Source organism: Pseudoxanthomonas wuyuanensis (assembly GCF_900215535.1).
Taxonomy (GTDB): domain Bacteria; phylum Pseudomonadota; class Gammaproteobacteria; order Xanthomonadales; family Xanthomonadaceae; genus Pseudoxanthomonas_A; species Pseudoxanthomonas_A wuyuanensis.
In genome coordinates this window covers 56,811-70,988 of sequence record NZ_OCND01000002.1, presented here as the reverse complement: position 1 = coordinate 70,988, position 14,178 = coordinate 56,811, and the positions used below count along the sequence as shown (strand labels likewise).

Below are 14,178 nucleotides of genomic sequence, written 5' to 3'. Positions count from 1 at the left end.
CGATGATATCGCTGCGCCGCTTGCTGGCCCCGCTGACCCTGTGCCTGGCCGCCCTGCCCGCGCAGGCGGCGGACCTGGACGATCTGCTGCCGGTCGACCAGGCCTTCGCGCTCAGCGCCGCCGCGCCCAGCCGCGACCGTATCGAAGTCCAGTGGAAGATTGCCGACGGCTACTACCTTTACCGGCACCGCACCAGCGTGCAGGCCGGCCCCGGCTTCGACGGCGGGCCGCTGCAACTGCCCAAGGGCAAGGCGTACACCGACGAATTCTTCGGCGATGTCGAAACCTACCGCGGCCAGCTGACTGCCACCCTGCCCGGCAGCGCCGATGCCGGTGCCGACAGCGTCGCGCTGACGATCAAGTACCAGGGCTGCGCCGATGCCGGCATCTGCTACCCGCCGCAGACCCGAACCCTGACCGTGGCCTTGCCGGCGGCCGGCGCAACCCGGAGCGGTGGCTTCACGCCGCTGGGGCGCTTGTCGCTGCCCGGTGCGGCATCCACCGCGCCGCAGTTCGACCCGCCTGCCGGCAGCGATGCGCTGCCGCTGCCGCAGGAGCAGGCGTTCGCATTCGAGGCCATCGCCTTCGACGGCAACCAGCTGCTGCTGCGGTTTACGCCGGCCCGCGGCTACTACCTGTACCGCGATCGCACGACGATGACGCTGCAAGGCGCCGACGGCATCGCACTGCAGGCGCCGCGCTGGCCGAAAGGCGTGCCCCACCGCGACGAGCATTTCGGCGAGGTCACCGTCTATTTCGACCAGGTGGAAGTGCCGGTGCCGCTGCGGCGCAACCACGCCAGGCCGGCCGATGCGATGCTGCAGGTGACGTTCCAGGGTTGCCAGAACGATGGCATCTGCTATCCGCCGATGACCCGGCAGGTCGCGCTGTCGATACCGGCAGGCAGCATCACCCCGGCCGATCAACCGGTCACCGCCGCACCGACCGTGCCCGGGCTGTCGTCGCCGGCTGGCATCGATGCCGCCGCCGGGGAAGATGCCGCAGCCGGCGTCGCCGGCGATCCGTCCGCCACCGATTCCGCGGATGAATCCGCCGCCGACGTTCCGCGCACCACGCCGCCGGAACAGTTGCTGCGCGGCAACTCGCGCGCGCCCGCCAGTTTCCTGCTGGCCCTGCTGCTGGCGCTGGGCGGCGGGCTGATCCTCAACCTGATGCCGTGCGTGTTGCCGGTGTTGTCGCTGAAGGCGCTGTCGCTGGCCGAAAGCGGCCGCAGCGGCGGGCACGCGCGCAGCAGCGCGCTCTGGTACACCGCCGGCGTGCTGGTCAGCTTCATCGCCATCGGCGCGCTGGCCATCGCTTTGCGCGCGGCCGGGCAGGCGCTGGGCTGGGGCTTCCAGTTGCAGCAACCGCTGGTGATCGGCCTGCTGGCCTATGTGATGTTCGCGGTCGGCCTGAGCCTGTCGGGGGTGTTCGCGATCGGCTACCGGCTGGCCGGTGCCGGCGCGGCGCTGACCCGGCGCTCCGGGCCGGCCGGGGATTTTTTCACCGGCGTGCTGGCGGTGGTGATTGCCAGTCCATGCACGGCGCCGTTCATGGGCGCGGCGCTGGCGTTCGCGTTCGCCAGTCCCACGCCGCTGGCGCTGGCCGTATTCGCAGCGCTCGGCCTGGGACTGGCGCTGCCGTTCCTGCTGATCGGTTTCGTGCCGGCATTGGCCAACCGGTTGCCGCGCCCGGGCGCCTGGATGGAAACGCTGAAGCATGCGCTGGCGTTTCCGATGTACCTGACCGCGATCTGGCTGCTGTGGGTGCTGGGCAAGCAGCGCGGCGTCGATGCGCTGGCGCTGGTGCTGGCCGGTATGGTGCTGCTGGCGGCGGGACTGTGGTGGTTCCAGCGGGTGCGTATGGCCAGCGCGCCGCTGCAGCGCGCGCTGGCGGTGCTGCTGGCGGTCTCCGCGCTGGTGCCGCTGGCGATGGCGCAGCGCCTGCCGCGCAATGCCGCCGCCGTGCAAGCGGTCGCCGGCACCGTGGCCTATTCGGCCGAGCGGCTGGCCGCGCTGCGCGCCGAAGGCCGCATCGTCTTCGTCGACATGACCGCCGACTGGTGCGTGACCTGCAAGGCCAACGAGCGCGCGGTCATCAACACCGATGCCTTCCGCGAACTGATGCGGCAGCATGATGCGGTGCTGATGCAGGGCGACTGGACCAATGTCGACCCGGCCATCACCGCATTCCTGGAGTCGCACAAGGCGGTCGGCGTGCCGCTGTATGTGGTCTACCCGCGCAGCGGCGGCGCCGGCGAAGTGCTGCCGACCGTGCTGACCCACCGCCGCGTGCGCCAGGCGCTGGAGCGGGCGGCGCAATGAAGGTGACGCCGTTGCGGGTGGTTGCGGTGGCCGTGGCCGCCGGCGCGCTCGGCGTGCTGGCCAGCCTGTGGTACGGCGGCAGCCCGCTGCTGCGCAGCGAACCCGGCCAGCGCGCGCTGCAGGCGGTGATGGAAGCCGATGCGCCAGCGCCACCGCCGGGGGTAACGGTGGCCGGCCGCGGCGATCCGATGCCATCGATCGCCTTGCCTGATCTGGACGGCAACATCGTCGATCTGGCTGCGAACTACCGCGGACGGCCGTTGCTGATCAACGTCTGGGCCAGCTGGTGCGGCCCCTGCATCGAGGAAATGCCGGAGCTGGACCGGTTCGCCAAATCGCAGCCCGCCGACGGCGTGCAGGTGATCGGCCTGGCGCTGGATACCCCGGACGCGGTGCGCGATTTCCTGGGCCGGATTCCGGTCGCCTACCCGATAGTGCTGGACACGCCCGGCCCGGCCGACGCCAGCGTCTGGCTGGGCAATCGCAAGGGCGTGCTGCCGTACACCGTGCTGATCGGGGCCGACGGCCGCATCGCCAAGCAGAAGATCGGCCCGTTCCGGCATGGGGAAATCAGCGGCTGGGCGGGGGAATGAGGAGCGAGAAATGAGGAGTGAGGAGTGAGGAGTGAGGAGTGAGGAACGAGGAACGAGGAACGAGGAACGAGGAACGAGATAGGTTCCGCTTTGCCTTCCGCCCTTGACCAGCCATTCGGCTGTTGAAGATCGCTGTAAAAGCGGGATTGAGAGGATTTTCTTTGGCAACGGCCAAAGCAATTCCCCGGCGCCGGCTGACGCGCGCCCCTTTTGATGAAAGGGAGCTCTCCTCTCTATACCAACTCCCAACCTCAGGCCAGGCCTCACTCCTCACTCCTCGTTCCTCACCTCTCATTTCTCACTCCTCATTTCTCACTCCTGGCTGTTTTCAAACAAGCACTTAAAACGCGACGAACTTCGGCGATCTGGACAGTATCGCCGGCTTCAAGCAGACTGCCGCCCTTCCGCTGGAGTGCTCGATGGCAAAGCTGCTGGTTCTGCATGGCCCCAATCTCAATCTGCTCGGCAGCCGCGAGCCGGAGATCTATGGCCGCGCGACCCTGGCCGACATCGACGCCGGACTGGCCGCCCAGGCTGCGGCGGCCGGGCATGCGCTGTCCAGCCTGCAGTCCAATGCCGAACATGAACTGGTCGACCGCGTGCAGGCCGCCCGCGACGACGGCACCGGCTTCATCCTGATCAATCCGGCCGCCTTCACCCACACCTCGGTGGCGCTGCGCGACGCGCTGGCGGCGGTGGCGTTGCCGTTCATCGAAATCCACCTGTCCAACCCGCACAGCCGCGAACCATTCCGCCATCACAGCTATTTCAGCGATCTGGCGGTCGGGGTGGTCTGCGGCTTCGGTGCCGACAGCTACCGCTATGCGCTGGATGCGGCACTGCAGCGGCTGGCCGGGAGCGCCGCGGCATGAGAACGCTGCTGGCAGCGCTGGGACTGGCAGCGATGGCGGTCCCGGCCTGGGCCGACCCGGTGGGCTGCGACCCGCCGCTGTCGACGATGGAAAGCGATCTGTGCCAGTCCCAGGCGGTGGAACAGGCCCAGGCGCAGTTGGATGCGTTGTACCAGCGCGTGTTGCGCAGCCTGGCCGACGAACAGGCCTGCCCGGTCAGTGCCGCCGCCTGCGGCAACGCGCAACTGGCCCTGGCCCAGGCGCAACGGCATTGGGCCGCCTTCCGCGATGCGGACTGCGAGTCGGCCTACGCGTTCCATTCCGACGGCAGCGGCCGCAACAGCGCGCGGCTGCACTGCCTGGCCGGCCACATCAGCGCGCGCGAGCGCCAGCTGCACGAGCATTTCGAAATCCGCTGACCGGTCCCGGCCAGCCATTCAATCCCGGACGGCACCGCCGTCAAAACCAAGAGGCCCCTATGGATCTCCGCAAAATCAAGAAACTCATCGACCTGCTGGAAGAATCGAACCTCGCCGAAATCGAAATCAAGGAAGGCGAGGAGTCGGTGCGTCTGGCACGCGTACCCAAGGGCAACTACGCCGCGCCGGCGCCGGTGGTGACGCACGTCGAAGCGCGCCCGGCGGCGCCGATGCCGATGAGTTCGCCCACCGAGGCCTCCACCGGCGGCAGCGCCAAGCCGGCCGCCAGCAACCTGCCCGAAGGCCATGTCGTGCGCGCGCCGATGGTCGGCACGTTCTACGCCTCACCGTCGCCGGACAAGCCGCCGTTCGTCAGCGTCGGCCAGGCGGTCAAGGCCGGCGAAACGCTGGCCATCATCGAAGCGATGAAGATGTTCAACCCGATCGAAGCCGATGTTTCCGGCACCGTGCTGGCGGTGTTGACCGAAAGCGGACAACCGATCGAGTTCGATCAGCCGTTGTTCGTGATCGGCTGAACAGCCGGGACCGGGGACCGGGGACCGGGGACCGGGAAAGGCAAAAGCCGAAAAGCGCTCGCGCTTGGCTCTTGCTCTTCCCGGTCCCCGGTCCCCGGTCCCCGGTCCCGAAGACATCCCATGCTTCGGAACCCCATCCCATGCTAGATAAAGTCGTCATCGCCAATCGCGGCGAAATCGCGCTGCGCATCCTGCGCGCCTGCCACACCATGGGCATCCGCACCGTGGCCGTGCATTCCACCGTCGATCGCAACCTCAAGCATGTGGCGATGGCCGACGAGTCGGTGTGCATCGGCCCGGCGGCCTCTGCCGACAGCTATCTCAACACGCCGGCGATCATCGCCGCAGCGGAAGTCACCGACGCCCAGGCGATCCATCCCGGCTACGGCTTCCTGTCCGAGAACGCCGACTTCGCCGAACGGGTGGAGCAGTCCGGCTTCGTCTTCATCGGCCCCAAGGCCGACACCATCCGCCTGATGGGCGACAAGGTCGAAGCGATCCGGGCGATGAAGGCCGCCGGCGTGCCGTGCGTGCCCGGCTCCGGCGGTCCGCTCGGCGAGGACATCGTCGCCAACACCAAGATCGCGCGCGAAATCGGCTATCCGGTGATCATCAAGGCCGCCGGCGGCGGCGGCGGCCGCGGCATGCGCGTGGTGCATGCCGAGGCGGCGCTGGGCAACGCCATCTCCACCACCAAGTCCGAGGCCAAGGCGGCATTCGGCAATGGCGAGGTCTACATGGAGAAGTTCCTCGAGAACCCGCGCCATGTGGAGATCCAGGTGCTGGCCGATGGCCAGGGCAACGCCATCCATCTCGGCGAACGCGACTGCTCGATGCAGCGCCGCCACCAGAAGGTGGTCGAGGAAGCGCCCGCCCCCGGCATCAGCGAGGAGCAGCGCGCCGAGATCGGCAAGGTCTGCGTGGAAGCCTGCCTGCGCATCGGCTACCGCGGCGCCGGCACGTTCGAATTCCTGTACGAAAACGGCCGCTTCTACTTCATCGAGATGAACACCCGCATCCAGGTCGAACATCCGGTCACCGAACAGATCACCGGCATCGATCTGGTCTGCGAGCAGCTGAAGATCGCCGCCGGCCACAAGCTCAGCATCAAGCAGAGCGACATCGTGCTGCGCGGCCATTCCATCGAATGCCGCATCAATGCCGAGGATCCGGAAACCTTCATGCCCAACCCGGGCCTGATCCAGCATTTCCACGCCCCGGGCGGTCCCGGCGTGCGCGTGGACACGCATATCTACGAAGGCTACCGCGTGCCGCCCAACTACGATTCGATGATCGGCAAGCTGATCGTGCACGGTCCGGACCGGCAGACCGCCATCGCGCGCATGCGGGTGGCGCTGAGCGAAATGGTCGTCGACGGCATCAAGACCAATATCCCGCTGCAGCAGCGCATCATGCGCGACCAGGGCTTCCAGGCCGGCGGCCAGAACATCCACTACCTGGAAAAGCGCCTGGCCGAACGCAAGAACAAGTCGATCGCGCTGGTGTAGCCGTTCGCGCGCGTGAGGGGAATGGATCCTTTCTTCTTTGCGGTCAGCGCGGTCCGGAGTTCGGCACGGGCGCGGGCTGCTGGCTGCCTTTCAGCGTCCGCGTGCCGGCGCTGGAGGCGGGATTGACCACCATCACCGTTTCCGATGAGCCATCCGGCCAGACGATGCGGAACGTGCTGCCCGGCGGCAGCGAGGAGAACGGCGCGCCGCTGGAGGCGCGATACACGGCGGCAGCCTGCGCCGCGCCCAGCGCGCGGGCCGGTTCGGGCGATTCGACCGACGTCACCGCCACCTGGGTCAGCCGGTGGTACTTCGGACTCAGCGTATCGATCACCACCGTGGCCGCCATTGCGGTATAGGACACGAACAACAGAATCCAGAACCAGGATTTCGCCCTCTGTACGAGCCGTGTGCGATTCATTTCATGACTCCAGTGCCGTACAACAGATCATCCACCATCACATTCAAATCCTCGGCGCTTTGCCGTGAGACGCCCGCATCGCGCACGAAGGCTTCGAAATCCTGCGAATCGTCCTTGGAACAGATCCCGCCGGCTGCGCAGTAGGTCGTCATCAGCGTTCCGCCGGGGCCGCATTCCTGGCCCAGCCTGCAGGCGGCCACCAGCCAGCTCAGTTCGGTCAGCGGCGTACCCGATATCTCGCCGAAGTATGCCTCCTGCCCGCTCGCCGGCAGTCCCATCGCCGGCGATATTGCGACGTAGGCCTCAGGATCCTGCGACTCGACCACGCGCTCGATCAATCGGCGTATGTATTCTTCGCTGTCGATCAACGGCCGCCCAAGCGCCAGCAGCGACGCTTCGGCGGCCAGACTTCCGGCTTCGGCCGCCTGCCTGCGCTTGCCGTCGATCCGCTGCGGCGAAAGATCGTCGCCGGGAACGAAACGCGCGCAACGCCGGCCGACCCGTTCGCGGGCCGCCAGCATCGACGCGCCGCTGGCCAGCCGCAGTTCGGCGAGGGTGCGGGTATCGCGGGAATATCCGGCCGGGTCCGCCGCGAACGCGGCGCAGTAGTCGTAGATGCGGCTGACGATCCACAACGCCTGCGGATCCCCGGCATGCTCGCGCGCGGCCAGGCGCTGCGCCAGCGCATACAGATCCGGCGCGGTTTCGAACTCGCCAACCAGCGTGGCCGCACCCCTGGCGGCGGCGCGCGCCATGCCCGGCGATCTTCTATCGGCCACCGGCAGCGGTGAAGGCGAATCCAGCGACGGCGCCTGCTGGCGCCCCACCGTTCCTGCGGGCGCGGCATGCTCCCAGCCGCGTTTCCACAGCAGCAACAGCGCCAGCAAGCCGATCATCGCCAACAGCAACAGCGTTCTGGCCGATACGGGCGATGAGGGTCGGGCCAGCAGGCGCGGCATCAGGTCGCCGGCTCCGGTCGGTGCGCAAACACCAGTTGCCTATTGAGGTCTGACAAGCTCATGGCGGCAGGGGGCGCTTCGTGCCCGTTCTCGCTATCGCAACGGATGACGGGCGGCAGTGTAAACGAATCCGCCGGCGCGACCGTTCACGGCCCACGGCAGAGGCCTCCAGCCGCATGCGGGCCGCTACCGGGCCATTCGGTTACGATCCGCCGGCACCTTCCCGCAAGCCGCAGGGCGCCACCGCGCCGCATCGCACCATGCCCTATCTGGAACTTTCCCTCCGCTGCGCCGAATCCGAACAGCCGCGCTACGAAAACGCACTGGAGGATGTCGGCGCGCTGTCGGTCACGCTGCTGGATGCCGATGCCGACACCAGCAACGAACACGCCATTCTCGAACCCGGCGTGGGCCAGACGCCGCTGTGGAATGCGCTGGTGCTGACCGCGCTGTTTCCGGCCGAGACCAATGCGCTGGCGCTGCTGGCGGCGCTGGAGTCCTTCGACCCCGGCCTGGCGTGGACCGGCGCCAGTTTCCGCACCGTCGAAGACCAGGATTGGGAGCGCGCCTGGCTGGACCAGTTCAAGCCGATGCGGTTCGGCAAGCGCACCTTCATCGTGCCGTGGAATCACGCCCTGCCCGAGCAGGCCGCTACCGCCGGCGCCGCCGTGATCCGGCTCGACCCCGGACTGGCGTTCGGGTCCGGCACCCATCCCACCACCGCGCTGTGCCTGCGCTGGCTGGATCAACTGGCCGATACCGGCCAACTGCAAGGCCGCGAGGTGCTGGATTTCGGTTGCGGTTCCGGCATCCTGGCGCTGGCGGCGCTGAAGCTGGGCGCCGCGCAGGCCGTCGGCGTGGACAACGACCCGCAGGCGCTGATCGCCACCGCCGACAATGCCGCGCGCAACGAGGTCGGCGACCGCCTGTCGGTCTACCTGCCCGAAGACGAACCGCAGGCCAGCTACCCGATCGTCGTGGCCAACATCCTGGCCTCGGCGCTGGACGCGCTGGCCGAAACCCTGGCTGCGCGCGTGGCCGCGGGCGGGCGCATCGCCCTGTCCGGCATCCTGCATGGGCAGGAAGGCGAATTGCTGGAACGCTATGCGCCATGGTTCGACGGACTCGCCGCCCATCGCGACGGCGACTGGATGCGCATCGACGGTGTACGCAGGGCGTGAGCGGAGACGGCCTTGATGCGACGCGCACGCGGGTACCCCGGCATGATTGAATAGCCGCATGTTCATCGCCTGCCCTCACTGCCACGAACTGGTCGCCCCCCATCCGCAGTCGCGGCAGCCGCCGGAACTGTGTCCGCGTTGCGACGGCGCGCTGCAGATGCCGGCGAGCGACGAAAACACCGCACCGGCCATGCCGGTCGCACCCAGTTTTGCCAGCCTGTTGCGCGGCACCGAAGCGCCGGCCGCGGCTCCGCCGCCGACGCAGGTGGCCGGGTCCGCCATCGAGCCCGCAACGGAGGTCGGACCGCCCGTCGAGGAGGCAACGCCGCCGGCTTCGACAACGGATGCGCCTGCGGCGGCCGCCTCGGCCGACACCGAATCGGAAGCCGGCACGGCACCGGAGGCGACGGCGGCATCCGCGCCACTATCGCCTGCCGCCAGCGCCGGGATGCTCGCGGACGAAACAGCGCTGTCCAGCGAGCCGCGCGCAAGCGCATCGGTCGACGCAGCGACGGGCGCGCATGGCGATGAAGGCACGGCCTCCTCGGTAATCGTTGCCCCGGTCGCCAGCCAGGCAGCCGCCCGCAGTCGCGGCCCCAGTTTCGTCCGCAGCCAACGCACCACTGCGGTGCAGACGGGGACGGCAAAAGGGCCGTGGTGGCTGCTGGGCGCCTTGACACTGCTGCTGGCGATACAGGTGCTGCTGGCCGACCGCGCGCGGTTGGCGATGGATGCCGGCTGGCGCCCGCTGCTGATGTCGATGTGCGGCGTGTTGCGCTGTTCATTGCCGCCATGGCGCGAGCCGGAAGCCTTTGTGATGCTCAGCCGCGATGTCCGGCCCGTCGCTGAAGCACCGGGCACGCTGCAGGCGCAGGCGAGCTTTCGCAACGATGCGCGCTGGCCGCAACCCTGGCCGGTGCTGCTGCTGACGCTGAAGGACGCCGACGGCCGCACCCTGGGCGCGCGCGCGCTGCTGCCGGCCGAGTACCTGGACGCGTCTGTCGACAGCAGCGAAATCGCCGCCGGGCAAAGCGCCCAGGTCGCCGTGCGGATACGCGAACCCAGCGCCAACGTGGTCGCCTACTCGTTCGACTTTCGTTAGGGCATGCCGCCGCAGGTGCAATCCAAAGCAGATTTTGCATAAACCGGATGCGCCGGCCGGGCTCAGGCGCTAGACTCGTCCCCCCGCCGAAGGTCCACAACCGCACAGGCGGATCTTCTATCCAGTTGCATCAGGGGATTCGTGTGAACGCCGCCTCCACCCGCCCAGACAGCACCCGCGCCGCGCCCAGGCCGCCGCTGCGCGAGCACGTTGCCCAGTCCGTACGCCGCTATCTGCGCGATCTGGACGGTTGCGACGCCGATGACGTCTACGAAATCGTGTTGCGCGAGATGGAGATCCCGCTGTTCGTCGAAGTGCTGAACCACTGCGAAGGCAACCAGAGCCGCGCCGCATCGATGCTGGGCATCCACCGCGCCACGCTGCGCAAGAAGCTCAAGGACTACGGTCTGGTCTGAGCGCGGATTCGCCGCGCCGGGTGGTGCCAGCCGTCGGCCGGAAGGCGCCACGGCTATAATTGCCGCTTCCCTTCCGCTTCGCCTGCCAATGACCGCCAATCTCACGCCCATCCGCCGGGCTCTGCTTTCCGTTTCCGACAAGACCGGCCTGATCGATCTGGCCAAGGCGCTGGCCGCACGCGATGTCGAACTGCTGTCCACCGGCGGCACCGCCCGGACCTTGCGTGACGCCGGCCTGGCCGTGCGCGACGTGGCCGAGGTCACCGGTTTCCCGGAAATGATGGACGGACGGGTCAAGACGCTGCATCCGCGGGTCCATGGCGGCCTGCTCGGCCGCGCCGGCCTGGACGAAGCGGTGATGGCCGAACACGGCATCGCCGCGATCGACCTGCTGGTGCTGAACCTGTATCCATTCGAACAGGTCACCGCCCAGGCCGACTGCACATTGGCCGATGCGGTCGAGAACATCGACATCGGCGGCCCGGCGATGCTGCGTTCGGCGGCAAAGAACTTCGCCCGCGTCGCGGTGGCTACCGATCCGGCGCAGTACGGCGCCATCATCGAAGAACTGGACGCCAACGACGGCGCGTTGTCGGCAGCCACGCGCTTTGCGCTGTCGGTGGCCGCCTTCAACCGGGTGGCCCAGTACGACGCGGCCATCAGCAATTACCTGTCGGCGGTGACCGACACCGCGGCCGCGGTGCCGGCGCGCAGCGAATACCCGGCGCAGATGAATTCCAATTTCATCAAGGTCATGGATCTGCGCTACGGCGAGAACCCGCACCAGTCCGGCGCGTTCTACCGCGACCTGTATCCGGTGCCCGGCACGCTGGCCACCTTCCAGCAGTTGCAGGGCAAGGAACTGAGCTACAACAACCTGGCCGATGCCGATGCGGCCTGGGAGTGCGTGCGCCAGTTCGACGCGCCGGCCTGCGTCATCGTCAAGCACGCCAATCCCTGCGGCGTGGCGGTAGGCGTGGCCTGCGGCGATGCCTACGAATTGGCCTACGCCACCGACCCGACCAGCGCGTTCGGCGGCATCATCGCCTTCAACCGCACGCTGGACGCGGCCACCGCCAAGGTCATCCTGGAACGCCAGTTCGTCGAGGTGCTGATTGCGCCGGACTACGAGCCAGGCGCGCTGGACTACGCGACCAAGAAGGCCAATGTGCGCGTGCTGAAGATTCCGCATGGCGATGGCCGGAACAACTACGACAGCAAGCGCATCGGTTCGGGCCTGCTGCTGCAGTCGGCCGACAACCGCGGCATGACGCTGGACGAGTTGAAGGTGGTCACCCGGCGCGCGCCGACCGAGGCCGAACTGCGCGATCTGCTGTTCGCCTGGCGCGTGGCCAAGTACGTCAAATCCAATGCCATCGTCTATGCCCGGGACAACCGCACCATCGGCGTCGGCGCCGGGCAGATGAGCCGGGTGTATTCGGCGCGCATCGCCGGCATCAAGGCCGCCGACGCGAAGCTGGTCGTCGAAGGTTCGGCGATGGCTTCCGATGCGTTCTTCCCGTTCCGCGACGGCATCGACGCCGCCGCCGCCGCCGGCATCAAGGCCGTCATCCAGCCGGGCGGATCGATGCGCGACGGCGAAGTCATCGCCGCGGCCGACGAGCATGGCATTGCGATGGTGTTCACCGGCGTGCGCCATTTCCGGCACTGACCCGCGCATGCCCGCCCCGGTGAAATCCGCAGCCAGGCGTCCGGCAAAATCCGACCCGCTGGGTCTGGGCGCATTTGCCGCAACCGCCACTTCGCCCAACAAGCTGGCCTACGTGGATGCCGCGCAGCGGGCGGTGCTGTACCACGCCAACTGCTTCGAGCTGCTGGACCGCATCATCGACCGGCACCCGGATGGCTACTTCGACATGGTCTTCGCCGATCCGCCGTACTTCCTTTCCAACGGCGGCATCACCTGCCACGCCGGCAAGATGGTCAAGGTCGACAAGGGCGAATGGGACCGCAGCCGCAGTCCCGAGCTCAACCACGAGTTCAACACCGAATGGCTGCGCCGCTGCCAGCAGGCGCTCAAGCCCAACGGCACGCTGTGGGTCTCGGGCACCCATCACGTCATCCATTCGGTCGGCTATGCGATGCAACAGCTGGGCATGAAGCTGCTCAACGACATCATCTGGGAAAAGCCCAACCCGCCGCCGAATCTTGCCTGCCGCAATTTCACCCATTCCACCGAAACGCTGATCTGGGCGGCCAAGACCGAAAAGAGCAAGCATCTGTTCCACTACCGGCAGATGAAGGCCGACAACGACGGCAAGCAGATGAAGTCGGTATGGCGGCTGACCGCACCGGGCAAGGACGAGAAGTCGCACGGCCGCCATCCGACCCAGAAGCCGGTGGAACTGCTGCTGCGCTGCATCGAGGCTTCCACCAATCCCGGCGACAGCATCTTCGATCCGTTCAACGGTTCCGGCACCACCGGCGTGGCCGCGCTGCGCAGCGGCCGCCGTTATGTCGGCAGTGAGCTGGACCCGGAATACGTCAAACTCACCACTTCCCGTTTGAAGGCGGCAGGCGCTCCATGAAAATTCTCGTCATCGGTTCCGGCGGCCGCGAACATGCGCTGGCCTGGAAGCTGGCCCAATCCCCGCGCGTGAGCCAAGTGCTGGTGGCGCCCGGCAACGCCGGCACCGCACGCGAAGATGGCTGCCGCAACGTCGACGTCGGCGCCACCGAGATCGACAAGCTGGTCGAACTGGCCCGGCGCGAAGACGTCGCGTTGACCGTGGTCGGTCCCGAGGCGCCGCTGGTCGCCGGGGTGGTCGACCGCTTCCGCGCCGAAGGCCTGCGCATCTTCGGCCCCACCGCAGCGGCCGCGCAATTGGAAGGCAGCAAGGCGTTCGCCAAGGATTTCCTGGCCCGCCACGGCATTCCCACCGCCTTCTATGCGGTGTTCACCGAGGTCGAGCCGGCGCTGGCCTATCTGCGCGACAAGGGCGCGCCCATCGTGGTCAAGGCCGACGGCCTGGCTGCCGGCAAGGGCGTGATCGTGGCGATGACGCTGGCCGAAGCCGAGGCGGCGGTGCACGACATGCTGGCCGGCAACGCGTTCGGCGCGGCGGGCGCGCGCGTGGTCATCGAAGAATTCCTGGAAGGCGAGGAAGCCAGCTTCATCAGCATGGTCGATGGACGCACCGCCTTGCCGATGGCCACCAGCCAGGATCACAAGCGCGTCGGCGACGGCGACACCGGCCCCAACACCGGCGGCATGGGCGCGTACTCGCCGGCGCCGGTGGTGACGCCGGAAGTGCACGAACGGGTGATGCGCGAGGTGGTCGATCCGACCGTGCAAGGCATGATCGCCGACGGCGTTCCGTTCACCGGCTTTCTGTATGCCGGCCTGATGATCGACGCCGACGGCGCGCCCAAGGTGATCGAGTTCAATGTGCGTTTCGGCGACCCGGAAACCCAGCCGGTGATGATGCGCCTGCAATCGGACCTGCTGGATCTGATCGAAGCCGCGCTGGACGGGAAACTGCATGCGGCCTCCGCGCAGTGGGACCCGCGGCCCGCGCTGGGCGTGGTGATGGCGGCCGAACGCTACCCGGACACTCCGCGCCTGGGCGATGTGGTCAACAGCTGGGACGTGCCCGATGTGGACGACACCAAGGTCTTCCATGCCGGCACCCGCCTGGATGGCGACCATGCGGTCACTTCGGGCGGCCGCGTGCTGTGCGTGTGCGCATTGGGCGACAGCATCGCCGAGGCCCAACGCAAGGCCTACGCGGAGGTGGCGGGCATCTCCTGGCCCGGCGAATTCCATCGCCACGACATCGGCTGGCGCGCCATCGCGCGCGAGCAGGGCTGAGCCGGTTGCCGAGCGGCGGTACCCAGGCCGCTTGGA

14 protein-coding genes are annotated in these 14,178 nt (G+C 68.0%); 12 read left to right on the top strand and 2 right to left on the bottom strand.

What is annotated here, in order from left to right; translation table 11 throughout:
* The first annotated feature begins 2 nt into the window (after positions 1 to 2).
* The 6 genes from CRO39_RS05345 (at position 3) to accC (ending at position 6,231) form a co-directional block, all read left to right on the top strand.
* On the top strand, positions 3 to 2,324 hold the full coding sequence (locus CRO39_RS05345; protein WP_097120858.1) for a protein-disulfide reductase DsbD family protein: 2,322 nt from the start codon (positions 3 to 5) through the stop codon (positions 2,322 to 2,324).
* Positions 2,321 to 2,917, top strand: a complete 597-nt coding sequence (locus CRO39_RS05340; protein ID WP_097120857.1) for a TlpA family protein disulfide reductase — start codon at positions 2,321 to 2,323, stop codon at positions 2,915 to 2,917. The genes CRO39_RS05345 and CRO39_RS05340 overlap by 4 nt, the downstream gene beginning before the upstream one ends.
* Positions 2,918 to 3,336: 419 nt before the next feature.
* Entirely contained in the window at positions 3,337 to 3,789 is a 453-nt protein-coding gene (gene aroQ, locus CRO39_RS05335; protein WP_097120856.1) for a type II 3-dehydroquinate dehydratase, read from the top strand.
* Complete coding sequence (locus CRO39_RS05330; RefSeq protein ID WP_097120855.1) at positions 3,786 to 4,187, top strand: lysozyme inhibitor LprI family protein; 402 nt, start codon at positions 3,786 to 3,788, stop codon at positions 4,185 to 4,187. Before aroQ ends, CRO39_RS05330 begins: the two co-directional genes overlap by 4 nt.
* A gap of 59 nt (positions 4,188 to 4,246) precedes the next feature.
* Positions 4,247 to 4,723, top strand: coding sequence for an acetyl-CoA carboxylase biotin carboxyl carrier protein (gene accB, locus CRO39_RS05325; RefSeq protein WP_097120854.1), 477 nt, complete (start codon positions 4,247 to 4,249; stop codon positions 4,721 to 4,723).
* Between the two features lie 140 nt (positions 4,724 to 4,863).
* Positions 4,864 to 6,231 (top strand): acetyl-CoA carboxylase biotin carboxylase subunit, encoded by a 1,368-nt coding sequence (accC, locus tag CRO39_RS05320; RefSeq protein ID WP_097120853.1) that lies wholly within the window; start codon positions 4,864 to 4,866, stop codon positions 6,229 to 6,231.
* Positions 6,232 to 6,274: 43 nt separating this feature from the next.
* Here accC and CRO39_RS05315 read toward each other — a convergent pair whose 3' ends face one another.
* Together CRO39_RS05315 and CRO39_RS05310 are read right to left on the bottom strand one after the other, a co-directional pair.
* On the bottom strand, positions 6,275 to 6,652 hold the full coding sequence (locus CRO39_RS05315) for a hypothetical protein (RefSeq protein ID WP_097120852.1): 378 nt from the start codon (positions 6,650 to 6,652) through the stop codon (positions 6,275 to 6,277).
* On the bottom strand, positions 6,649 to 7,611 hold the full coding sequence (locus CRO39_RS05310) for a hypothetical protein (RefSeq protein ID WP_097120851.1): 963 nt from the start codon (positions 7,609 to 7,611) through the stop codon (positions 6,649 to 6,651). The genes CRO39_RS05315 and CRO39_RS05310 overlap by 4 nt, the downstream gene beginning before the upstream one ends.
* Positions 7,612 to 7,871: 260 nt before the next feature.
* Between CRO39_RS05310 and prmA the strand changes: the two genes are divergently transcribed.
* The 6 genes from prmA (at position 7,872) to purD (ending at position 14,142) form a co-directional block, all read left to right on the top strand.
* Complete coding sequence (gene prmA / locus CRO39_RS05305) at positions 7,872 to 8,792, top strand: 50S ribosomal protein L11 methyltransferase (RefSeq protein ID WP_097121297.1); 921 nt, start codon at positions 7,872 to 7,874, stop codon at positions 8,790 to 8,792.
* A 58-nt stretch (positions 8,793 to 8,850) separates the two neighbouring features.
* Complete coding sequence (locus CRO39_RS05300) at positions 8,851 to 9,894, top strand: DUF3426 domain-containing protein (RefSeq protein ID WP_238394493.1); 1,044 nt, start codon at positions 8,851 to 8,853, stop codon at positions 9,892 to 9,894.
* A gap of 143 nt (positions 9,895 to 10,037) precedes the next feature.
* Positions 10,038 to 10,310 (top strand): DNA-binding transcriptional regulator Fis, encoded by a 273-nt coding sequence (fis, locus tag CRO39_RS05295; protein WP_097120850.1) that lies wholly within the window; start codon positions 10,038 to 10,040, stop codon positions 10,308 to 10,310.
* A gap of 88 nt (positions 10,311 to 10,398) precedes the next feature.
* Positions 10,399 to 11,982 carry a bifunctional phosphoribosylaminoimidazolecarboxamide formyltransferase/IMP cyclohydrolase gene (gene purH, locus CRO39_RS05290; protein WP_097120849.1) on the top strand — a complete coding sequence of 528 codons (1,584 nt, stop codon included), beginning with the start codon at positions 10,399 to 10,401 and terminating at the stop codon, positions 11,980 to 11,982.
* 7 nt (positions 11,983 to 11,989) lie between these two features.
* Complete coding sequence (locus tag CRO39_RS05285; RefSeq protein WP_202926244.1) at positions 11,990 to 12,859, top strand: DNA-methyltransferase; 870 nt, start codon at positions 11,990 to 11,992, stop codon at positions 12,857 to 12,859.
* Complete coding sequence (gene purD / locus CRO39_RS05280; protein ID WP_097120848.1) at positions 12,856 to 14,142, top strand: phosphoribosylamine--glycine ligase; 1,287 nt, start codon at positions 12,856 to 12,858, stop codon at positions 14,140 to 14,142. The genes CRO39_RS05285 and purD overlap by 4 nt, the downstream gene beginning before the upstream one ends.
* Positions 14,143 to 14,178: the final 36 nt, after the last annotated feature.

What these genes read in the sequence shown, in the direction of transcription:
- CRO39_RS05345 (WP_097120858.1), top strand. Translation starts at nt 3, where the DNA reads ATGATATCGCTGCGCCGCTTGCTGGCCCCGCTGACCCTGTGCCTGGCC.
- CRO39_RS05340 (WP_097120857.1), top strand. Translation starts at nt 2,321, where the DNA reads ATGAAGGTGACGCCGTTGCGGGTGGTTGCGGTGGCCGTGGCCGCCGGC.
- aroQ (WP_097120856.1), top strand. Translation starts at nt 3,337, where the DNA reads ATGGCAAAGCTGCTGGTTCTGCATGGCCCCAATCTCAATCTGCTCGGC.
- CRO39_RS05330 (WP_097120855.1), top strand. Translation starts at nt 3,786, where the DNA reads ATGAGAACGCTGCTGGCAGCGCTGGGACTGGCAGCGATGGCGGTCCCG.
- accB (WP_097120854.1), top strand. Translation starts at nt 4,247, where the DNA reads ATGGATCTCCGCAAAATCAAGAAACTCATCGACCTGCTGGAAGAATCG.
- accC (WP_097120853.1), top strand. Translation starts at nt 4,864, where the DNA reads ATGCTAGATAAAGTCGTCATCGCCAATCGCGGCGAAATCGCGCTGCGC.
- CRO39_RS05315 (WP_097120852.1), bottom strand. Translation starts at nt 6,652, where the DNA reads ATGAATCGCACACGGCTCGTACAGAGGGCGAAATCCTGGTTCTGGATT.
- CRO39_RS05310 (WP_097120851.1), bottom strand. Translation starts at nt 7,611, where the DNA reads ATGCCGCGCCTGCTGGCCCGACCCTCATCGCCCGTATCGGCCAGAACG.
- prmA (WP_097121297.1), top strand. Translation starts at nt 7,872, where the DNA reads ATGCCCTATCTGGAACTTTCCCTCCGCTGCGCCGAATCCGAACAGCCG.
- CRO39_RS05300 (WP_238394493.1), top strand. Translation starts at nt 8,851, where the DNA reads ATGTTCATCGCCTGCCCTCACTGCCACGAACTGGTCGCCCCCCATCCG.
- purH (WP_097120849.1), top strand. Translation starts at nt 10,399, where the DNA reads ATGACCGCCAATCTCACGCCCATCCGCCGGGCTCTGCTTTCCGTTTCC.
- CRO39_RS05285 (WP_202926244.1), top strand. Translation starts at nt 11,990, where the DNA reads ATGCCCGCCCCGGTGAAATCCGCAGCCAGGCGTCCGGCAAAATCCGAC.
- purD (WP_097120848.1), top strand. Translation starts at nt 12,856, where the DNA reads ATGAAAATTCTCGTCATCGGTTCCGGCGGCCGCGAACATGCGCTGGCC.